The 22,701-nt window shown below is 26.5% G+C and carries 24 protein-coding genes; 10 read left to right on the forward strand and 14 right to left on the reverse strand.

Features of this window, described 5'->3' with window-relative positions; all coding sequences use genetic code 11:
- Positions 1 to 74: 74 nt before the first annotated feature.
- The 6 genes from hydG to I2A66_RS05180 form a co-directional block, all read right to left on the reverse strand.
- Positions 75 to 1,526 (reverse strand): [FeFe] hydrogenase H-cluster radical SAM maturase HydG, encoded by a 1,452-nt coding sequence (hydG, locus tag I2A66_RS05155; RefSeq protein ID WP_122640076.1) that lies wholly within the window; start codon positions 1,524 to 1,526, stop codon positions 75 to 77.
- 120 nt (positions 1,527 to 1,646) lie between these two features.
- Positions 1,647 to 1,898, reverse strand: a complete 252-nt coding sequence (locus I2A66_RS05160) for a TM1266 family iron-only hydrogenase system putative regulator (RefSeq protein ID WP_122640077.1) — start codon at positions 1,896 to 1,898, stop codon at positions 1,647 to 1,649.
- A 219-nt stretch (positions 1,899 to 2,117) separates the two neighbouring features.
- A complete protein-coding gene (locus I2A66_RS05165) occupies positions 2,118 to 3,527 on the reverse strand; it encodes a HAMP domain-containing sensor histidine kinase (protein ID WP_195251145.1) in 1,410 nt (469 codons plus the stop codon).
- Between the two features lie 23 nt (positions 3,528 to 3,550).
- Positions 3,551 to 4,240, reverse strand: coding sequence for a response regulator transcription factor (locus tag I2A66_RS05170; RefSeq protein ID WP_122640079.1), 690 nt, complete (start codon positions 4,238 to 4,240; stop codon positions 3,551 to 3,553).
- Between the two features lie 151 nt (positions 4,241 to 4,391).
- Positions 4,392 to 4,694, reverse strand: a complete 303-nt coding sequence (locus tag I2A66_RS05175) for an energy-coupling factor ABC transporter substrate-binding protein (RefSeq protein WP_122640080.1) — start codon at positions 4,692 to 4,694, stop codon at positions 4,392 to 4,394.
- A 1-nt stretch (position 4,695) separates the two neighbouring features.
- Positions 4,696 to 5,412: an energy-coupling factor ABC transporter permease gene (locus tag I2A66_RS05180; protein ID WP_195251146.1), complete on the reverse strand. Its 717-nt coding sequence runs from the start codon at positions 5,410 to 5,412 to the stop codon at positions 4,696 to 4,698.
- 329 nt (positions 5,413 to 5,741) lie between these two features.
- Here I2A66_RS05180 and I2A66_RS05185 point away from each other — a divergent pair, with 329 nt between their 5' ends.
- The 3 genes from I2A66_RS05185 (at position 5,742) to I2A66_RS05195 (ending at position 7,691) form a co-directional block, all read left to right on the forward strand.
- Entirely contained in the window at positions 5,742 to 6,362 is a 621-nt protein-coding gene (locus I2A66_RS05185; protein ID WP_195251147.1) for a PIN domain-containing protein, read from the forward strand.
- A 134-nt stretch (positions 6,363 to 6,496) separates the two neighbouring features.
- Positions 6,497 to 7,258 (forward strand): threonine/serine ThrE exporter family protein, encoded by a 762-nt coding sequence (locus tag I2A66_RS05190; protein ID WP_122640083.1) that lies wholly within the window; start codon positions 6,497 to 6,499, stop codon positions 7,256 to 7,258.
- A 1-nt stretch (position 7,259) separates the two neighbouring features.
- Positions 7,260 to 7,691, forward strand: coding sequence for a threonine/serine exporter family protein (locus I2A66_RS05195; protein ID WP_122640084.1), 432 nt, complete (start codon positions 7,260 to 7,262; stop codon positions 7,689 to 7,691).
- Between the two features lie 112 nt (positions 7,692 to 7,803).
- On the opposite strand, the gene I2A66_RS05200 is transcribed toward I2A66_RS05195, so the two are convergent.
- The 7 genes from I2A66_RS05200 to I2A66_RS05230 all read right to left on the reverse strand — a co-directional run bounded on the left by I2A66_RS05200 (position 7,804) and on the right by I2A66_RS05230 (position 15,214).
- Positions 7,804 to 8,286: a deoxycytidylate deaminase gene (locus I2A66_RS05200; protein WP_147516288.1), complete on the reverse strand. Its 483-nt coding sequence runs from the start codon at positions 8,284 to 8,286 to the stop codon at positions 7,804 to 7,806.
- 16 nt (positions 8,287 to 8,302) lie between these two features.
- Positions 8,303 to 9,463, reverse strand: coding sequence for a class I SAM-dependent methyltransferase (locus I2A66_RS05205; protein ID WP_122640086.1), 1,161 nt, complete (start codon positions 9,461 to 9,463; stop codon positions 8,303 to 8,305).
- 109 nt (positions 9,464 to 9,572) lie between these two features.
- Positions 9,573 to 10,457: a DMT family transporter gene (locus tag I2A66_RS05210; protein WP_122640087.1), complete on the reverse strand. Its 885-nt coding sequence runs from the start codon at positions 10,455 to 10,457 to the stop codon at positions 9,573 to 9,575.
- Positions 10,458 to 10,610: 153 nt separating this feature from the next.
- The gene (dut, locus tag I2A66_RS05215; protein WP_122640088.1) at positions 10,611 to 11,066 is read right to left on the reverse strand and encodes a dUTP diphosphatase; all 456 of its coding nucleotides are present in this window, start codon (positions 11,064 to 11,066) and stop codon (positions 10,611 to 10,613) included.
- Positions 11,067 to 11,099: 33 nt separating this feature from the next.
- On the reverse strand, positions 11,100 to 11,603 hold the full coding sequence (gene nrdG / locus I2A66_RS05220) for an anaerobic ribonucleoside-triphosphate reductase activating protein (protein ID WP_122640089.1): 504 nt from the start codon (positions 11,601 to 11,603) through the stop codon (positions 11,100 to 11,102).
- Positions 11,604 to 11,620: 17 nt separating this feature from the next.
- Positions 11,621 to 13,750 (reverse strand): anaerobic ribonucleoside-triphosphate reductase, encoded by a 2,130-nt coding sequence (gene nrdD / locus I2A66_RS05225; protein WP_122640090.1) that lies wholly within the window; start codon positions 13,748 to 13,750, stop codon positions 11,621 to 11,623.
- Between the two features lie 309 nt (positions 13,751 to 14,059).
- On the reverse strand, positions 14,060 to 15,214 hold the full coding sequence (locus tag I2A66_RS05230) for an aminotransferase class I/II-fold pyridoxal phosphate-dependent enzyme (protein ID WP_195251148.1): 1,155 nt from the start codon (positions 15,212 to 15,214) through the stop codon (positions 14,060 to 14,062).
- A gap of 154 nt (positions 15,215 to 15,368) precedes the next feature.
- Between I2A66_RS05230 and I2A66_RS05235 the strand changes: the two genes are divergently transcribed.
- The 7 genes from I2A66_RS05235 (at position 15,369) to I2A66_RS05265 (ending at position 21,395) form a co-directional block, all read left to right on the forward strand.
- The gene (locus I2A66_RS05235; protein WP_195251149.1) at positions 15,369 to 15,965 is read left to right on the forward strand and encodes a DUF3793 family protein; all 597 of its coding nucleotides are present in this window, start codon (positions 15,369 to 15,371) and stop codon (positions 15,963 to 15,965) included.
- A gap of 110 nt (positions 15,966 to 16,075) precedes the next feature.
- On the forward strand, positions 16,076 to 16,708 hold the full coding sequence (locus tag I2A66_RS05240; RefSeq protein WP_122640093.1) for a biliverdin-producing heme oxygenase: 633 nt from the start codon (positions 16,076 to 16,078) through the stop codon (positions 16,706 to 16,708).
- Positions 16,709 to 16,880: 172 nt separating this feature from the next.
- A complete protein-coding gene (locus I2A66_RS05245) occupies positions 16,881 to 17,633 on the forward strand; it encodes a polyphosphate polymerase domain-containing protein (protein ID WP_147516286.1) in 753 nt (250 codons plus the stop codon).
- Entirely contained in the window at positions 17,627 to 18,316 is a 690-nt protein-coding gene (locus I2A66_RS05250) for a DUF4956 domain-containing protein (RefSeq protein ID WP_147516285.1), read from the forward strand. The genes I2A66_RS05245 and I2A66_RS05250 overlap by 7 nt, the downstream gene beginning before the upstream one ends.
- 155 nt (positions 18,317 to 18,471) lie before the next feature.
- Positions 18,472 to 19,143 (forward strand): response regulator transcription factor, encoded by a 672-nt coding sequence (locus I2A66_RS05255; protein WP_195251150.1) that lies wholly within the window; start codon positions 18,472 to 18,474, stop codon positions 19,141 to 19,143.
- Between the two features lie 2 nt (positions 19,144 to 19,145).
- A complete protein-coding gene (locus tag I2A66_RS05260; protein WP_147516283.1) occupies positions 19,146 to 20,357 on the forward strand; it encodes a sensor histidine kinase in 1,212 nt (403 codons plus the stop codon).
- Positions 20,358 to 20,417: 60 nt separating this feature from the next.
- On the forward strand, positions 20,418 to 21,395 hold the full coding sequence (locus I2A66_RS05265; RefSeq protein WP_122640098.1) for an aromatic acid exporter family protein: 978 nt from the start codon (positions 20,418 to 20,420) through the stop codon (positions 21,393 to 21,395).
- 51 nt (positions 21,396 to 21,446) lie between these two features.
- Here I2A66_RS05265 and I2A66_RS05270 read toward each other — a convergent pair whose 3' ends face one another.
- Positions 21,447 to 22,700, reverse strand: a complete 1,254-nt coding sequence (locus tag I2A66_RS05270; protein WP_147516281.1) for a hypothetical protein — start codon at positions 22,698 to 22,700, stop codon at positions 21,447 to 21,449.
- Between the last annotated feature and the right edge of the window lies 1 nt (position 22,701).

Consider the following 22,701-nt stretch of genomic DNA (forward strand, 5'->3'; position numbering starts at 1 on the left):
TAACTTTTACTATCACTTTTAATAATAAAAAAGCTATAAATAGTTTATATAAACTATTTATAGCTTTTTTATTATTAAAATCTAAAATCACGTTTCCCATCTTTTAAATCATTTAGATGTTCTTTTACTATTTTCTTTACCTTTTCATTAGGAATCTTCTCTACTTCTTTATCTATTAACGATTCACCTTTTTCTTTGGTATCCAAAGATGCATAGTCTTCTAAGTATTCTTTTAATGTCATTAATGCATTAGGCTGACAACAGTTAGCTATTTGACCTGATTTTACAAGTTTCATAAATCTATCACCTGTTCTTCCTTCTCTATAACAGGCAGTACAAAAACTTGGTATATATCCCATTTCTAATAACCAATTAACAACTTCATCTAAAGTTCTGTTATCATCTACATCAAATTGAGCTGTATTCTCTTTTTCATGCTTACCTTCAAATCTATCAGCGTATCCTCCTACACTAGTACTAGATGCTCCACTAATTTGAGAGACACCTAAGTGCAATACCTTTTCCCTAGTTTTTTGAGATTCTCTTGTTGACACTATCATACCTGTATATGGTACAGCTATACGAAGAACTGCTACTATCTTTTGGAACACATCATCAGGTACACCATCAGGGAAATCATCTGGATTTATATCATCAGCAGGTCTTATTCTTGGTACACTTATCGTGTGAGGCCCAACTCCAAACTTAGCCTCTAAATGCTCTGCATGCATAAGTATACCTACAAAGTCGTATTTATATGTATTTAACCCATATAAAACACCTAATCCTACATCGTCTATTCCAGCTTCCATGGCCCTATCCATCGCTTCTGTATGATATGCATAATCACTTTTAGGTCCTGTTGGATGAAGCCTCTCATAAGATTCTTTGTTATATGTTTCTTGGAATAATATATATGTTCCAATTCCTGCATCTTTTAGTTTTCTGTAATTTTCAACTGTTGTTGCTGCTATATTTACATTAACCCTACGTATTGCTCCATTTTTATGCTTTATACTATAAATTGTATCTATACATTCTAATATGTACTCTATTGGATTATTTTTGGGATCTTCTCCCGCTTCTAACGCTAATCTTTTATGACCTAAGTCTTGAAGAGCTATAACTTCCCTTCTTATCTCATCTTGTGTAAGTTTCTTTCTTGCTATAGTTTTATTTTTTAAATGGTATGGACAGTAAACACACCCATTTACACAATAATTAGAAAGATAAAGTGGTGCAAACATTACTATCCTATTGCCATAAAATCTTTTTTTAATATCTTCTGCTAAGCTAAACATTTTCTGAATTAATTCTTTATCTTCACAGGAAAGAAGTACTGCTGCCTCCCTATGAGTTAATCCATTACATCTATTTGCTTTATCTAAAATTCCTTCTATTAATTCTTTGTTATTTTTATTTTGCTCTGCATACTCTATAGTTTCTAATATTTCCTCATGATTTATAAATTCTGTTGCTACACTTGATTTTACATCATATACACTTTTTGTTGTTACATCACACATTTCTCCATACCCCTTTTTATTAAATTTATACAGTTTATATAATATGTCAAATAAACTGATTCTGATATGATTTAAATATGACTACTTTACAAAAAGTGATGGTTTAAGATGAAATAGGATTTACTTACTTATCTTTGAATAGTTAATTTTTACATTAATTCCATTGATCATCCCTAATTTTCCTGATAATGAATTAATAATATCATTAGTAGCATCAATTATTATACTTATTATAGATATTCCTTTTTCTCTATACGGTATTCCCATCCTGCCAACAATATATTTTTCGTAGTTGTGTATAATATCATTTAACTTCGGTATTGCCTCTTTTTCTTCTATTATTATACCAACTAATGCTATTCTAGTATCCACTATAAATCCCCCTAAAAAAATCCCCATACCTATATAGGCAGGGGATATTATTATTCTGTCTTATACCATCGCCTTCTCATTCGGGACTAACCCTCATGCATCTCAGTACGATTCAGTTAAAAAATCTTCTCTCTTGGGATATTTAATCCTTTAAGGTTAGATATACTTTGATGGTATCACATAGTATTCCTATTATCAATTAATTTTTAATATTATATCTTATTCATAATGTATTGTAAAATTAAATATAGATTTATATTTTTCAGTTGTTTCATAGTATATATTTTCATCTAAATTTTTCATTATTTCCCATGCAATCGACAGTCCAATTCCAGTTCCTTCAGATGAATGTGATTTATCTGCTTTATAAAATCTATCAAAAATAAATGGAATATCATCGTCTTCTACACCTATTCCAGTATCACATACACTCACCTTTAAAAAATGTTCTTCTTTTACCACCCTTAATGTTACACTTCCATTATCAGCAGTATATTTAAATGCATTATCTAGTAATATTACTAAAACCTGTGCTATACGATTAATATTAGTATATACATAAGGTAACTCATCAAATTTTATATCTATAATAAGATCTATATCTAGATCTTCAGATATAATTTTAAACTCATCTATAACTTGTAAAAATGTATCTTTTAAATTAACTCTAGCTTTTTCTAAAGATGCTTTTCCTGATTGTAATCTAGATAATTCCAACATATCTTTTATTAATGATTCCATCCTTACAGATTCTCTAAGTATCATACTATAGTATTTATCCTTATCTATCTTATCTACTAAACTACCATCTTTTAATATTTCTGCCATTGCTCTAATTGAAGTTATAGGTGTTTTTAGTTCATGAGTTACATTTGCTACATAGTCTCTTCTTGTTTGTTCTAATAACTTTGATTGTCCTTCACTATTTTCTAAACGAATTGCTAAATCATTAAGTGCACTAGATAATAGTTCTGTTTTATTATCTTCATCAACGTCACACCTAACAGAAAAATCACCTTCATACATCTTCATTACCATTTCCGTCATACTTTTCATTTTACTGAATTCTTTTTTACTTACCAAGTATATAGGTATTACTATAGCTATAAATATGAAAATCATACTTACACTCAGAACTGTATTTAAACCAAATATAACCCTATTAAATTCCCTTGCAAACTTTAAAACAAAAATTGTTCCTATAATATTTTCATTTTCATCTTTTAAGGGTTCACCTACAATCATTATATCCCCTTTTATTCCAGTTACTTTTATAATTCCTTTTATTGAATTCCCATGTAAAACTGAGATTTTATACGATTCAAGTGCTTTATCCACTTCATCCGTGGTTAAATATTTATATTCTAAATCTGATGTGAATTTACTTTCACTAATAATTATGTTTCCATACTTATCATAAGCTTGCATAATTGAGTTATTTATAGGATATATACTTGCCAATTTATCTATACTATATCTGCCATACTCATATCTTTTCGTTATTTTGCTCAAACTTTCTTCTGTTTCTCCAAGCTTTATTTTTAAAAAATATTGGCTCATAGTAAAATTACAAAATAGTATCATTAAGATTAATGTTGTTATTATTAATCTTACTAATTTATTCGACATATATTCATAATATTTTATATCCATTATACAGCCTCAATCTTATATCCAACACCATAAACAGACTTTATTTCCCAAGTTATATCATCTCTTTGAAGCTTTTTTCTTAATCTTTTTATTTGCGTATCTACTACTCTTGTATCCCCAAAATAATCATATCCCCAAACTTCAGATAAAATATGTTCTCTGTTAAATATACTTCCTGGGCTAGATACTAACATAAATAAAATTTTCATTTCTTTAGGAGTAATCTTAATAGATTCTCCATTTATACTAACTTCATGTGTATCTAAATTTATTTCTAAATCTTTATATTTAATATAATGTTTTTCATTATTTGAATTTGGAGTTATTCGTCTTAAAACAGTTTTTATTCTAGTTACAACTTCTCTTGGTGAAAATGGTTTAGTAATATAGTCATCTGCACCAAGCTCTAATCCTAATATTCTATCAATAGTCTCATCTTTTGCACTAAGCATAATTATTGGAACATCACTAGTTTTCCTAATTTCCCTACAAACTTCTTCTCCAAACATCTTAGGCATCATTAAATCTAATAATATTAGGTCTGGATTATATATATTATTTTTTTCTATTGCTTCTAATCCATCATATGCTGATATGTAATTGATTCCATTTAACTTTAAATATTCTCCTACTGTCTCATGTACTGATTGTTGATCATCACAAATTAAAACTAAAAGTGATTCATTCAATGTTAATCCCCCCTAATATTTTTTAATTTTATCTTAGATTAATTCTTTAATATATTATCATATTATGGTGTTTTTATAAATAATTACAAAATAAAAGAGCTATACTAAAATAAAGTTATAATAACTTTACTTTAATCTAACTCTTTCCATTCTAATGTTTTTTCTTTTTACTACCTAGATAGTATCCTATTAATCCTGCTCCCAATGCTGCTTGTGTCGAAAATAATAAACTTTCTATTTCTCCACTTGGAGGTTCGTAAAAACTTGTAAACCATGGTTCATAATTTGGAGAAAGTTCTGTTATAGCTTCTTCTGCCTGACCATCTGCTCCACCATATTCTGCATGTGGATTAAGTACTAGTGGTATTATTATTAATATAATTGCTAAGAATAATAGTATCCAGTTAAGTTTATTATCTCCTTTAGCTTTTCTGTCATTAACCTTTGTATCCATATTATGCAACCTCCTCACCTTCATTTTGTACAATTAAATTGTATAATATTGTAGTTAATATACCTTCTGCAATTGCTATTGGTATTTGAGTGAAGAAAAATACACCTAAAAATTTAATTGCTGAGCTTGCAATTCCACCTGTGGCGTCTGGAAATGCTAATGCTAATTGTAAAGATGTTACAGTATATGTAAGTAAATCACCTAATGTTGCGGCTATAAATACTGCCCAACTCTTGTTTATCTTATTCTTAAAAAACTTAAATGTGAAAAATGACACTATAGGACCTACTATCGCCATTGAAAAGGCATTTGCTCCAAGTGTAGTTATACCTCCATGAGCTAATAATATCGCTTGGAATAAAAGTACTATAACCCCTAGTACTGTCATTACACTTGGTCCAAATAATATTGCACCTAGACCTACTCCAGTAGGATGAGAGCAACTTCCTGTAACCGAAGGTATCTTTAAAGCTGATAATACAAACACAAACGCTCCACATAAAGCTAATAATAACTTTTTCTTTGGTTGATCTTTTACTATTTTATTTATGGATTTTAAACCTATGATAAAAAATGGTATAAATAGTATAGACCATATTATCGACCACTTAACTGGCAAAAAACCCTCCATAATATGCATAGCACTTGATTCAGTAGGATTCATTACTATAAGTAGCAAAGAAGCTATTACCCCTATTTTTAAATTTAATTTTTTCATATTAAACTCCCCTCTATAAATTTATATGATGTTTAATAATTTCACTAACAACACTAATTATAGCTATATTACATGAATAAATTGTGTCATAATTATGTCTTTTTCTTGTCATACTTAGTACAAATTTATATACATAGGAATATTTTAATTTAATTCTATTAGCTTAATTATTTTAAATCACTTTTATATATTTAGTCTATAAATTTAATAAATTCTAAAATTATTAATTTATCATGTAGATGACTATTACTTTGCCCTATTATTTTATGTATATTTATGAGAATTCTGGATATAATTCACTTGTAATAAAAAGTCAAGGGGGATAAAATATGGAAAAATTTTTTTTGATTGATACTGAAAATGTTAATATGAGAGCTTTATATGGTGCTCATCTACTTAATCCTAACGATCTAATAATTTTATTTACAACAAATAGAACATCAACAACTAGTTTTAAGGATTCAGTTATAGACGCTTTAAATACTAGTGCTAAAATAAAAAAAATAAATGTAACTACAGGAATAAAAAATAGCTTAGATTTTCAATTAGTCGGATACCTAGGATATCTAATTGGGTCTAATAAAGATAACATAAACTACTACATAGTTAGCAAAGACAAAGGTTATTTATCTTCTATAAATCTTTTATCTGAAATTTCTAATACTCAAAATTTTACAATAGATCTTATTCCTAGTATACAAAGCATTTCATATGATTTATATAATGAAGCTAAAGATCCAATGTTGGATTTAGAGGACGAAATTATAGTTGAATTGAAAGGTTATGGATATACTAATAAAACAATAACAAAGGCTTTAATTGTAATACAATCATCTTTTGATTTAGAAAGCCTTGAGCTTAATTTCTTTTTACAATTTGGATGGAATAAAAAGATATTAAATATTTGTAAACCCATAGTTCATCAGTATTATAGTAATTCTATTGCATAACATATATTTCATCAAATCATAATTACTTATTGCCAAACTTATCTTACTAATTCTTCCTAATCATAAAAAATCAGTTTATTAACCATCATTATCCATGTTATAATACCAATATTGTTATTAGAAAGGTGGTTAATATGGGTATTAATAGAATTCTTAATTTTGCCTCTACCGCAGGCAAAATGATGCTTCAATGTGGTGGAGAAACTTATAGGGTTGAGGAAACTATAACAAGAATATGTCAATCTTTCGATGTTGATGATATCGATGTTTTTGCATCTCCTACAGCTGTTATGGTTTCAATAATAGTTGATGGAAAAATACATTCGGTTGTTAAAAGAATTAGTTCTCGTAGCATCGATTTAAATATGGTACATAATATAAACTCATTATCTAGAACTATTTATAAAAATAGACCAGATATTTATTTTTGTGAAAAAGAATTAGAAAGACTATGTGTAGAGGATTTTTATTCGCTTAAAACTACTCTATTTGCTGCAGGTATTGCAACATCAACATTCACAATTTTATTTGGTGGTGGCTTTACTGATTTTATTTGCGCATTTATTATAGGTATTTTAACAAAAGCATTATCATTATTTTTAAATAAATCATCTCTTAATGAATTTTTTATCAATAGTATATGTGGTGCATTAGTTTCTATATACTCAATAATTCTTTTAAATTTAGGTATAATTACTCAGCTCGATAAATTAGTTGCAGGTAGTATAATGCTTTTAGTCCCAGGTTTATCTCTTACTAATTCTATTAGAGATATACTTGAAGGTCAGTTGCTTTCAGGTTTAGCTAAAGCTGCTGAAGCACTTTTTATAGGTATATCTACTGCAGTTGGAACTGGTACTATTCTTCATTTATACTTAAAATTAGGAGGAATATAGTATGATTATAGAAGTTATCATGGCATTTGGTGTTGGACTTAGCTTCGGATTACTTTTTAATGTAAAAGGTAAATACTTATATATAGCAGGCATTGGAGGAGCTTTAGGTTGGTTTACTTATAAATTATGTCTGAGTCAAGGATTAGGAGATAGCTCATCCTTATTTCTATCTGCAATAGTTTTTAGTATATATTGCGAGATTTGCGCTAGAGTTTTTATGACTCCTGCAACAATACTTAGTGTGTGTTGCTTAATACCTTTAGTTCCAGGATATGGTGTTTATAATACACTATATAGCTGCTTAAAAGGTGATTATATGAAAGCCTTAGAGATTGGAATTAATACTTTAAGTAGTGCTGGTGCATTAGCACTGGGGGTTATTTTAATATCTACTTTATTTAGAAATTTTAATTTATATAGCATATTTAAATAAAAAAATCAACGAGAAAAAAACTTTTATAGGTTTTTTCTTGTTGATTTTAATTATAAATTCACATACTTATCTATGTTTACATTTTTACGATTAAACTAATCAATAATTATTTTTATTTCAAACAAATTTCAAATTTATCTATCTCTGGAGATAATTGTATTAATTTTACATTAGCTTTTTCAAACATATATTTTGATGCTTTTATTGAATCCGTTTCTGCATATTTATCACTAAGATAATATACTTCTTTTATCCCTGATTGTATAATATTTCTAGCACATTCATGGCAAGGAAATAAGTTAACATAAATTCTACATCCCTCTAATGACTTCCCTCTAGCATTTAAAATTGCATTTTGCTCTGCATGAACTACATATGGATATTTAGTTTCAAGAAATTCACCTTCTCTACACCATGGAAAATCATCATCACTACATCCATTTATAAATCCATTATATCCTATTGATACTATTCTATTATCTTTATCTACTACACATGCTCCTACTTGAGTAGAAGGATCTTTACTTCTCATTCCAGATAATAAGGCAATACCCATAAAATAATCATTCCATGAAATATAATCTTCTCTTTTCATATATATCCTCCAATTATTATATTAAATTATCATTCTTTAGTAAGTTGTATAAAGTTGGATTAAAATTAAATTGAGCTATTAGGTTATTTACCTCATTTAATGCTTTCTCTCTTTTATCCTTAGTTACGTTACCTTTAGATGCTCTTATTAATATATTTTTAGGTGAGTGAGATATATCTATAAACTCCAGTAACTGAGTTTTATACCCTACAGCTTCAAGTAAATTAGCTCTAGATGCATCTGTCATAAGTGCAGCTACTCTTTCTTGTACTATTCCATATTTAGTTAATATAGATAAAGATTTAGCTTTCATTTGATGATTAAATTCATGTTGACAGCATGGAACTGAGAATATCATCTTACTATTCCACTTTATAGCATTGTACAGCGCATAATCAGTTGCTGTATCACATGCATGTAATGTAATTACCATATCAACTTTATTATTATACTTAAATCCATTTATATCTCCAAGTTCAAAACTTAAGTTATCATATCCATATCGTTTAGCTATTTCATTGCATTTTTTAATTACATCTTTCTTTAAATCTAACCCTATCATTTTTACATTTATATTTTTAATTTCCACAAAATAATAATATAGTACAAAAGTTAGATAAGATTTACCACATCCAAAATCTAATATAGTAAGTTCTTTATAATTATTTTTCTTTATCTCGTCATCAATTATCTCTACAAATCTATTAATTTGCTTGTATTTATCATACATTGATTTAACAACCTTACCTTCTTTGGTAAATACACCTAGGTCAATAAGTGGCTGTATAATCGTTCCTTCTCTTAATATATAATTTTTTTCTTTATTATGGCCTTTATTAACTAAATTCGAATTATCACTTTTTTTCTTTCCTAAAAATACTTTTCCTTTCTTGGATATCTTCAGGTCAAAATTATGAGTTATAGACCAGGCAGATAATTGTTTATAATCCGAAATTAAGTTTACTATTTTATCTTCTAATTCTTCTTTTTCTATATTTTCATGAAAAACTTGTTTATCTGTAAATTTTTCAATTTGGTAATACTCTTTATTATTTTTTTCTTTTATCGAAATATTTATCTTATTATACTCAACATCTTTATTAGCTTTATTACTAATTACAACTTTTATTATTTCATTTTGTGCTATTTCTTTAATTGAATTTTTTAAATCTTCCATTTTGACATCCTTATTATAATTTATTTTCTACTTAAATTTCTCCATTAACAATATTATTACATATATCCTTTTAATTAAAATTTTTTGTTATTTTAAATAACTTATAGTCTTATTTTGATTTTTCTATTTTATCTAATTTTTTATTATACAAAAATACATAATAAGATGCAGTAAATACTATTATATATCCAATTATACTAAATTTATCTGGATATTGATTAAATATAAATATACTTAATATTGCAGAGAATATTATATTACTATAATCAAAAATAGATATTTCTTTAGCAGGTGCATATCTATATGCTAATGTTACTCCAAATTGTCCTAAACTTGCTGATATCCCAGCTAACAATAGAAACATTAACTGTTTTAGCGTCATAGGCTCATAGACATATATAAACATTGGTAATATACTTATTAAAGAAAACATTGAAAAGAAAAATACTATTGTATGAGCCTCTTCTTTGTTTCCTATAGCCCTCAAACAAGTATATGCAGATGCTGCAAATACAGCTGACATAAGCCCTCCCATATACGGTATTACCTCTACACTAAAAGTGGGTTTTATTATGAATAAAGCTCCAGTGAATGCTATTATTATTGATATAATTTGATTTTTATTTATTTTTTCTTTTAAAAATATTGCACTGAATATAACTACTAAAAATGGACTAATTTTATTTAGCATATTAGCATCAGATAAAACTAATTTGTCTATAGCATAGAAGTTAAGAATTACACCTAATGTACCAAACAATGATCTCATTAATAAAAGCTTTCTATTTTCTTTTTTTCCTACCATACTACCTTTATTCTTAACTATTAAATATAAAGCTATAATTGCAGAAACTAAATTTCTAAAAAATACTTTTTGAAAGTTTGGTAAATCACCAGCTAGTTTTACAAATGCAGACATAAGTGCAAATCCAAAAGCAGATCCTATTATACACATTATACCTTTAACTCTATTTGATTTTATTATATTATTCACTTTTACCTCCTATTTCTAATAAATTTTTAATTTGAAAGTTTTGTATACACTATCTTTTTAGTTTATATTTCTTATTATAAGTAGTCAATTATTAAATTCTTAAAATAGAAATAAAGCCCTTAGAAAATCTAAGCGCTTTATCTTTATAAATATTTATACTGTAGTTCCAGTAGATCCAAATCCACCTTCTCCTCTTACTGTTTTATTTACATCTGTTACTTCTCTAAATTCACAATGATATACTTTTCTAAGAACTCCTTGTGCGATTTTAGTATGTTTTGGTATAGTTATTTCAAAATCTTCTTCATTTTTTAACATTATACCTACTTCGCCTCTATAATCCATATCTACAGTACCTTCAAAAACAGTTATATCTGCATTTTGACCAGAAATAGTTGGTACTCCTTTAACTGTTATTCCTGATTTATTTTTTATTTGTATTCCCCATCCATAAGGTATCTCAAAAACTAATCCAGTTTTTGCTATTGCTTTTTTTCTTCCTGCAACTGTTATTTCTTCACATGTAAACAGATCAAACCCGCTATCTGTTTCATGTGCAAAAACTGGTATTACAGCATCTTCACTAACTTTTTTTACATTCATTATCATTTGTAATGTCTCCTTAATTCTGTCCTATTTATTTTAGCATACCTCATGTAAGGCTATATTTTTCGATAATAAAGATTGTTTAACATCTATAACTCTTTGATTAGAAGATCCTCTTAACATAATAGATAAGTTTTTTTGTTCTTCTTCAAATTTTCCATCTACTAATACATCTATATAATTTAATACTTCTTTCTGAACTTCATTCAAGTTCTCAATTGTATATCCAGTCCATAAATATATCATTTTCTCTGGATATACTTTTTTAAACTCTTTACATAAACTTATAACACCTTTAATATTTTGAGAGCATAGTGGCTCTCCTCCTAAAATAGATAGATTTCTCTTTATATTATTTTTATCTATATTATCAATAATATACTTTAGGTCTTTTTGTGTAAACTCTTTGCCACCATTGAAGTCCCAAGTTTCTTTATTAAAGCAACCTTTGCAATGATGGGGGCATCCTTGTGTCCAAAAAGACATTGTTACTCCTAATCCATTTGCTATATCATTATCTTTTATCTTAGAAAATCTCAACCTTATCACTCCAAATCTTATAGATGTAATACTCTTTCTCCTATTTCTTGAGTACGTCCTTTGCCCCACATATTTGAGCCTATATAACCACAAGTTCTTCTCATAACTTGCATTTCATTTTTATCTCTATTTCCACAGTTTGGACAATACCATTCTAAGTCATCATCTAACTTTATCTCACCTGTATAATCACACTTAAAACATACATCTGGTTTAGTGTTTATTTCAGCATATTGTATATTATGGTATATATAATTTATTATTTGCTCTACAGCAGGTAAGTTTTTACTCATATCCGGTACTTCTACATAACTTATACATCCACCTAAACTTATATCATGGAATTGACTTTCAAACTTTAACTTAGAAAATGCGTCTATTTCTTCAGTCACATGTACATGATATGAGTTTGTGTAATACATTCTATCAGTTACATTTTTTATTTCTCCGAATTTTTGCTTATCTATTCTACAGAATCTTGATGTTAAACTTTCTCCTGGAGTTCCGTATAATCCAAATCCAAGTCCTGTTTCTTTCTTCCATTTACTACAAGTATCATTTAAATAATGCATTACTTTTAAAGCAAATTCCTCTCCTTCTTTAGTCGTATGACTAACACCAAGCATTGCCTGAGTCATTTCATATATACCTACGTATCCTAAAGAAAGCGTTGAATATCCATCCTTTAGAAGCTTGTCTATTTTTTCTCCTTTTTTAAGTCTAGCAATTCCACCATGTTGCCAGTGTATTGGAGATATGTCTGAAGTTGTTCCTAATAAGAAATTATGTCTAACCATTAATGCTTCTCTACAAAGCTCTAGCCTTTCGTCTAATACTTTCCAGAACTTGTCCATATTCTTATTAGCTGTTAATGCAACTTGAACTAAATTTAAACTTATAACACCTTGATTGAATCTTCCATACCATTTATAATTTCCATTTTCATCTTTCCAGTTACTTAAGTGCGATCTGCAGCCCATTGGTGGGAATGTTTCTCCATCATAATTTTTTCTCATTATTTTAGCACTTTGATAATCTGGAACTAATCTCTTCGTATTACACTTTGCTGCTAGCTTTGTAATATAATCATATTTTCCACCTTCTAAGCAGTTATGCTCATCAAGTAAATAAACTAATTTAGGGAACTCTTCTCCGATTTCATTTCCTTTATAGTTTTTCATCCCTTCTAATCTTTGAAGTATCATTTCTTCACAAATTAATGCCATTTCTCTTTCATATTTATGACCTTCTTCTATTTCTAAATAAATAGTTGAGAATGGAGACTGACCGTTACTTGTATGAAGTGTTGAAAGTTGGTAACGTATTGTTTGTATCCCAGATCTCAACTCTTCCATCATTCTTTCTTCTGCCAATTCTTTAGCCATCTCTTCAGAATACTTTACTTTATATCTATTAAAATATTTATCGTATGAGACTCTTAAGAATGGTGCTATATGTTTTATAGTTATAGAATTTCCTCCATATTGACCACTAGCTATTTGAGCTATGATTTGAGTTATAATAGTACAAGCTGTTGCAAATGACTTTGGTGATTCAACTAACTTATTATTTATAACTGTTCCATTAGTTAACATATCTTCTAGATTTATAAGCATACAGTTATGAATAGGTTGTATCGTATAGTCCATGTCATGGAAGTGAAGTACACCTTCATCATGTGCTTGAACTATGTGTGATGGAATTAACTTCCTTCTAGCTATATCTTTAGACACCTCTCCAGCAACTAAATCTCTTTGAGTTGAAGCTAACATTCCATTTTTATTAGAATTTTCATTCATTACCTCTTCATTGCTTCTGTCTAATAATCCTAATATACTTCCATCAGTTGTATTTTTTTCTCTTTTAAAAGATTGTACAGCTCTATATCCTTCATAAGCTTTAGCAGTTAATTCTTGTTTATTATCTATTAACATCTTATAAACCATATCTTCAACTTGATGTACTGTTGGTGATATAGAATTTTCATAGCAATAGGTTTCTATATCTGTTGCTATTTTATTAGCTATTTCTTCTTTATAAATTCCGCTACCATACTTCATTGCTTTTAATATTGCATTTTTTATTTTGAATTTATCAAATCCAACGCTATTTCCATCTCTTTTTATTATCATTAACTCTTTGATCATAGCATTCTCCTTTTAACCAATTATGTAATCCTTGTACTTCTTATTTTTCATAAAATATACATTTTTTTAATTTCAAGTATTGACTTTAATGACTATATACCCTTACTTGTCGTACTATATATAGTAAGTACTTAACTATTCTATACTATATATAGTATGTAAGCAAGTTATTTTTTCATTTTTATTTTTTATTTTTTAAGCATTAAAAAATGGCCTTATTGACACATTTTTCGACAACAAAACCATTCTTTTATAAATTTATTTATATGTTTTTTTATGTTTTTTTTATAAGAAATACACATACTAATCCTATATATAGTTATTACACAGCTCTTCAATTTTATCAAAAACTTTTCTTAAAATTTTTATATCTTTATTACAAGTGATTCTAATATAATTTTTATATTTATCTCCAAAAATTTCTCCTGGTAACACTAAAATTCTTTCCTTTAATAAAAGGTCTCTAAATTCATTTCCATCAAACTTAGTTTGAGATAAGTCTATAAATAAGTAAATTCCACCTTGGGGTTTACTAATATTTAGATTTTTTATAGTTTTAGTTCTTTCATACCCGTACTCTACTCTTTTCCAATATATATGTTTTAAATTTTCACCTATATCATCACTAAGTTTTAAAGCTGCTATAGATGCACTTTGACATATATTTGGTGCTGAGTATGTTATTGAATCATTTACAAATCTACATACATCTATAATTTTCGAATTTGATATTATATATCCAATTCTCCAACCTGTCATTGCATAATCTTTTGACATAGTTTTTATTACTACTGTATTTGTAAGCTTTTTATCAATCTCTAACATTGATGTAAACTTATTTTTACCATATGTAAACACTGTATATACCTCATCTGATAAAATTATACAATTATTCTCTCTACTTAAATTATATATTTCTTTTAACAACTCCTTTGAATATACACTTCCACTTGGATTTGTTGGTGAATTTATAATTATCGCCTTAGTTTTGCTCGTTATACACTTTTTTATGTCTTCAATACTCGGGATATATCCATCCTCTATACATGTCTCTACAACTACAACTTTCCCTAAGTTTAATTTAACTTGATCTATATATGTAGGATAATATGGAGCTATTATTATTACTTCATCATCTTTATTTATTATTGATTTTAAAGCTAAATAAAGTCCATGACCAGCTCCTATAGTAACCATTATTTCATTTATATCAATATCTATATTATATCTATTACAATAACTTGATATCTCAGCTCTGAATCTCTCATCTCCTAATGGATGAGTATACATTGTATGACTTATATATTCATTTTTATAAATAGAATCAATAATTCTTTTATCTGTGCATATATCATGGTCACCTAAACTTACATCTATTATATCATCTAATAGATTTACATCATCTCCTGCTGAATTTAATGCACCTATTTGTATATCTTTAAATTCATCTGCTATAAAGTTCATATTCCCTAACCACCTTTTTAGTTGTTTAATATTCATTGTATTTTTACTTTTAATTATAGTCAATCATTATTTAAGCATATTTTTCCATGGATAATAACTATAGATTATGGTAATATTTATATATATGATAACTATTATCAATTAGGAGGTAATTATGAGTATAAATTGCAATAAAAACTGTTGTGAAAATAAATTAAATTCACCTTATATAAAAAAAATATTAGAAATTCTAGGACCTGTTATACTTGGTTCAAAACCAGCTGAGATATTAAATATATCAGGTGAAATGAATCTGAAAAAAAATAAACTTAATGAAATAGAATCATTTTTTGATAAATGTAGTAAAATAAATTACAAAATTATAAATACTTATGATGGTGGTATTAGAGTTCTATTTATTAATAAAAAATCAATGTCTCGTGTATTCACAAATAAAAAGTGTATTAATTTTTTAAAGTTTCTAGGATATCCATCTGATTATGATATGGAAACATATATTAATGTTTTAATTAACAAATTACATTCACCTAATTTTCCAAATGAAATAGGTATATTTTTAGGATATCCACTTAAAGATGTTCTTGGATTTATGGGATATGGAAAAAATGAGCTATATACTACTCGTGTTTGGAAAATTTATGGAGATCCATCTATATCTTATGAAGTATGCAATAGTTTTTTTAAAGATCGAGCTATCATGAAAGAAATGATAAATAATAATTCAATTAGTGAATTAAGAAGTGTAATTTAAAATAAATTTTATTTTTAATGTTTAATTCATAGTATGTAGGGTATATTTTATATATAGAAAATGATAACAATTATCATTTTCTATATATAATTATTATCGAGGTGATACATATGGATTTAATGACAAAAATAAGAAAAAATAGTGCTACACTTCATAGTGCAGCTGAACACAGTGGATTTATAAAAAGAATAGTTGATGGTAATGCATCTAAAGACAGTTATGCTGAGTATTTATTTAATTTAGCTGCTATGTATAATTCTATAGAACAAGCATTAGAAAGAAATACAAATAACGAAACTGTTAAAGAGTTTGCTACTCCAGAATTATATCGTTATGATTTAATAAAAAAAGATTTAGACTTCTTATTAGGAGATAAAGTAAGTGAAATAGAATTACTTCCATCTACTATAGCTTTTGTAGATAAAATAAATGATTTAGAAAAAACTAATCCTGAATTAGTAATTGCTTATGCTTATACAAGATTTATAGCTGATTTATTTGGAGGAAGAACCTTTGTTGCTTTATTAAGTGTTAATTATAAAGTTCCTGCAGAAGGGTTAAACTACTACTCTTGTGATAAAATAAAAGATATTAGATCTTATGTTATGAATTATGCTAATAAGTTAAATAACTTAAAATTATCTTCTGATTTAGAAATTAAATTTATAAATGAAATTAGCAATGCTTATATATATAATCTAGCAATTTCTAATGAATTAGAAGCTAAACTTTATCTAAATTAGTAAAACAAAAACTATCTAAAATAATATTTATATTATTTTAGATAGTTTTTTATTTTACTTAATATTATAAAAAATTAATTCATTTTAAATCCATGTTAACTTAAGGTTTATTTAAGGTTAAATTTTTACAATATAGCTATAAAATAGTTCTTAAATAAGGGGTTGGTTATAAATGTCGATAAAATCTTTTCAACGATATGAAAAAAAATTTATTTTAGATAAAAATCAATATGATATGTTAATTCCAAAATTACTCGAATATATGAATCCTGATAAATACTGCAAAGATGGACAAAACTACAGTATATTTAACATTTATTATGATACAAAGCATAGTGATGTCATAAGACACTCTATCTCTAAACCATTTTATAAAGAAAAACTCAGACTTAGAAGTTACACTATTCCTAAAAATATTAATGACAAAGTTTTTCTTGAATTAAAGAAAAAAATAAATGGCATAGTTAATAAGCGGAGAATTTCTCTTACATTAGAAGAAGCATACAAATTTTTAAAATTTGGATATAGACCAGTTTCTACTGACTACTTAAACAATCAAGTTATTAATGAGATACAATATTATCTTAGTAAGAATAAAGTTACTCCTACTGTTTACATTGGTTATAGCCGTAAAGCATTTTTTTGTAAAAATGACCCTGACTTTAGATTAACGTTTGATTCTCATATAACTGCTAGAAGAAATGATTTACATTTAGAATCCGGTTTATATGGCTATGATATTCTAGGTGAAAATAACTATCTTATGGAAGTAAAAATATTAGGTGCTATTCCAGTTTGGTTTACAAAGATTCTTTCTGAGTTAAAGATATACAATACTCATTATTCAAAATATGGAAATGAATTTATGGCCCATTGTTTAAATAATCAAAATAATAATTTAAAAGGAGAAGAAATAATATGTTAGAAACGATAATTTCATCAACAACTGGTGAATCATTTACTCTCACAAATACACTACTTGTTATAGTATCATCACTTTTACTTGGACTGGTTATTAGCCTTGTATATATGAAAACCAATAAAAAAAATGGCTACAGTTCTGGTTTTAGTATAACTCTAATAATGCTACCAGTTATAATATCCATTATAATTCTCTTAGTTGGTAATAATGTTGCTAGAGCTTTTAGTTTAGCCGGTGCTTTTTCAATAATTCGTTTTAGAAGTGCTCCTGGTGATCCAAAAGATATTTCTTATGTTTTCTTTACATTAGCTGTTGGTTTAACATGTGGTATGGGTTATATTGTGTATGGAATAATATTCACTACAATTTTATGTGCTGTCATGCTTATATTAGATGCTATAAAATTCGCAATTCCAAAAACAAAAACTATGCAACTTAAAATTACAATTCCTGAAGATTTAAACTATGAAGGTGTATTTGAAGACATATTATCTAAATACACAAACTCTTGGAATATAGAAAAAGTAAAAACTAGAGACTTTGGTTCTTTATTTGAATTAAGTTATATAATACATATGAAACCTGATTCTAATCAAAAGAAATTTATTGATGAGCTGAGATGTAGAAATGGTAATTTAAATATAACCCTTACTCTTTCTGGTTTTGAAGAAAAAGTTTATAACTAAAATTTAACTGGTACATAATCAGATTTATACAGATTATATACCAGTTTTTTGCTATTATTTTATATGTTGTAATAATTTAATATTCATTTAAGGCTAATAATGTAATATGAGATTATTAATTATAAAAATTACAAACTATATTTAGAGGTGAATTTATGAAATTATTGTTAGTTGAAGATGAAGTTCAGTTATCAGAAGCTTTAAGCCAAATACTTATAAAAAATAAATATTCTGTTGATGCTGTATGCGATGGTGAAGATGGTTTAAATTATGGTTTAACTGATATATACGATATTATTATTTTAGATATTATGCTTCCCAAGTTAAACGGTCTTCAAATACTTAAAATACTTAGAAAAAAAGGTATATCTACCCCAATAATTCTACTAACTGCAAAAGATAGTATTGATGATAAGGTTACTGGATTGGATTTAGGTGCTGATGATTATTTATCAAAACCATTTTCAACAGAAGAATTGCTGGCAAGATTAAGAGCATTAACAAGAAGACGTGGCGAGATTATTAATGATAATATACTTGAATTTGGTGATATAAGATTAAATTTATCTACTTATGATCTAGAATCTGGTGAAAATTCCATAACTCTTACTCTAAAAGAATTTGAAATTCTAAATTATTTTATGCAACGACCTAAAAGTATTGTAAATAAGGATGATTTAATAACAAAACTTTGGGGATTTGATTCCGAGGCAGATCATAATAATATAGAAGTTTATATCTCCTTTATAAGAAAAAAGTTAACTTATATTAATTCTAATGTAAAAATTGCTACAATTAGAAGAGTTGGATATAAATTGGAGGAATAATCATGTTTGACAAATTACGTTCAAAATTTATATTAATTAATATGAGTTTATTAACAGTTGTATTTATAAGTATATTTGGTACACTCTACTTTATGACTAATGAGAGTATGAATAGGGAAATTAATGCTTCCTTAAATACTCTTATGATTGATAATCCTAATAAGGATCATCGACCTAAGATAAATTCAAGTAATATAACTGTAGATTTAAATTCTAATGGAGATATTATACAAATATCTACTTCTCCTAATATTTATATAGACACAGATATTATAAAAGACTATATTGATGAGGTTATAACCAGCGAAAATATGTCATCTAAAATAAATATATCTAATAATCCATATATTTTCTTAAAAAGAAATTATGTTAATGGTATCAGAATAGTATTTTTAGATGTTTCTTATCAAGAAAATTTTAAGATATCATTATTAAAAATTTTTATTTCAGTTGGTGGCGTAAGTTTAGTTATACTTTTGTTAATTAGTATATATCTAACTAACAAAAGTATAAAACCAATAAAAGATGTTTTTGAGAAACAAAAACAATTTATTGCAGATGCATCTCATGAATTAAAAACACCCTTAACTATAATAAAAACTAATACCTCATTGGTTCTCAGTAACCCTGATGACACTGTAAAAAATCAAACTAAATGGATTAATTATATAAATTTGCAAACAGATAGAATATCTGAACTAGTAAATGAGATGTTATCATTAGCTAAATTAGACACAAAAGAAAATACTCTATTACTATCTTATATTGATATAAGTAGAATAGTTGAAGCTATGCTTTTACAATTTGATGCGATTATTTATGAAAATTCTATAAATTTAGAAACGTATATAGAAAAAGATATCTTTATAAATGGTAACATGGAAAGTATGAAAAAATTATTTAGTATAATTATGGATAATGCTATAAAACATACTAAAAATAAAGGTACTATTTCTGTTAAATTATTCTTAGAAAAAAATACAGTTAAATTATCTATAAAAAATACAGGTGAAGGTATAGAGTCTGAACATATAAATAAAATATTTGAAAGGTTTTACAGGATTGATAGCTCTAGGGTTCGTGCAACTGGAGGATATGGCTTAGGTCTTTCTATTGCAAAATCTATAGTAGAACAGCATAAAGGTAAAATATATGCTAAAAGCAAGGTTAATGAATATACAGTATTTTTTGTGGAGCTTCCTATTAAGTTTTAAAATTAACTGAACTATGTTAAAATTGTCTCTGGTAAAATAATACATAGGGAGGTTTTATATTTGAATAAAGCTAATATACTTAAGGTAATAAAACTGTCACTTGGAAGTTCCCTTGCTATTTTTATTGCTTGGCTCTTAAAACTAGAATACTCTACTGTTGCAGGAGTTATAACCTTACTTACAGTAAAAAATACAAAAAAAGAAACTCTTAAAGGTACCCTTGGTAAAATATACGGTTTTATTTTATGTAATATATTTTCGTATTTGTGCTTTAATATTTTCGGGTATCATTTATATGCATTTGCATTATATATATTAATTATTATAAGTTTTTGTTTCTTACTAAATATATCAGATGTTATTGCTATGTGTGTTGTAATTTCTTCACACTATTTCCTTCAAGGTACTATGTCTGTACATTGGATTGTAAATGAATCTTGTTTATTTTTAATTGGTGCTGGAATCGGTGTTTTAATAAATATGTATATACCATCTAATATTGAAAAAATATATGAAAATCAAAAAAGATTACAAAATGAAGTTAGTTCTATCCTTATAGATATTGCGGACTTGATAGTAAATCCTACTAGTGAAAATAAATACAATAAAGATTTAAATACATTAAATAACTTAATAAGTAATAGTATTTCAGAAGCCTATAATAATATAAATAATAATTTATTAAGTGATACTAAATATCTCTTAGACCATATGGAGATTATAAAAAGTCAGAGAAATATATTAGAAAATTTATATTCATATGTATCTCAACTAAGTAGTACTCCACTTCAAGGCCATATTGTATCTGCTTTTATACATAAAATTGGCTATACATCTTTTAATGCTGAAACTGTTGCTGATTTATTAGATGAGTTAGATAGATTGATTGCTACTATGAAAAATCAACCTCTTCCTATAGATAGAATAGAATTTGAAGATAGGGCAATCTTATTTTTATGCCTAACTGAACTAAAAAAGTTCTTAATTAATCGTAAAAATGCACAAGCGCTTAGAGATAATTACTTTTATAATTTATAAATAAAAATACCTATATATAGATTTTAAAATTCTATTATATAGGTATTCTTTTTATTTTACTACACTTAAAGTTATATTATTATTCTTGCTATTATTTATTTTTGCTGCGTATAAAGTTTCTTTACTATCTCTATCTACTACATATATGTATTGTGATACATGACCTCTACTATTCCAAGTTGTAGATGTATTATTTTGAATTTCAAGAGATATAAATAATTTATTATCTATACATCTTAGATTATCTAAACTATACCCAACATCATTAGTATTTATATTTTCATCAAGTTTTAATGAGTACTTTATTTCTTTATTAGTTATTTTATTAGTATTTAAATTAATTTCAATTTCAGATATATTAAATATTTTACCAAGTTCATAGTCATATATAAGATAAGCTATATCATCGATTAAATAATAATTAAATATATTCCATAAACCTTGTCCATCTATATTTCTTCCTAAACTTAAAGTATCAAATTTTCTAGTTTCTAAATCAAATGATAATAATTGGAACTCTGTTTCAGTTTCATTTTTATTGTTTTTACTATATAATCTATTTACGAAATAAGCTGTACTATCTTTTGAGAATGCAGTATTATATCCGATGCTTGACTCTCCATCCTCACTAAGTTTTTTAGTTAATATATGTTCTGCACTTTTATCCTTTAAATTTAATTTATATACATAAAGTCTTGATTCTTCTGTTTGATTTTCATATTTATTAGTATTATTATAATTTATCATATCTAAGCCTACTACCACATATAGCTCATCTTCAAATACAATAGGAACAGTTGTTGTTGATATTCCATTACTCTCATTATCTTTAACATAAGTATGTAAATTTATAGAATAATTTTTAACTTCTTTAGTTTCTATATTTTCTTCCATAACAGTTGCCACTATTTCTTTTTGTTCATCATCAGCATTTTCTTCTGTATAATATGTACTTACACTTACAACACCTACATAATTATCATATTGGTATGTTCCATTGTCTCCTTGGGAATAATCTAATAATTCCTTATTAGTTATTAAGTCTTGAGCATTACTATATCTAGTTGACGTAGTTTTAGTAAATTTCTCTTCACTAATTCCATCTTTATTTATAGTACTTTTAGATGTTTTATATATACTTTGCATATCTTGAGCAATTATGCTTACATCTCCTAAAGCAGATTTCTCTCCATTTATTTCTTTTATTATAATTTCTTGTTTATTATTTTTCCCTATAAAAATACTTAAACCTATCATTATTATTACTGTGCTTACAATAGCTATTCTTGATAATTTTATTTTCATA

Source organism: Romboutsia sp. 1001713B170207_170306_H8, from assembly GCF_015550495.1.
Lineage (GTDB): Bacteria > Bacillota > Clostridia > Peptostreptococcales > Peptostreptococcaceae > Romboutsia_E.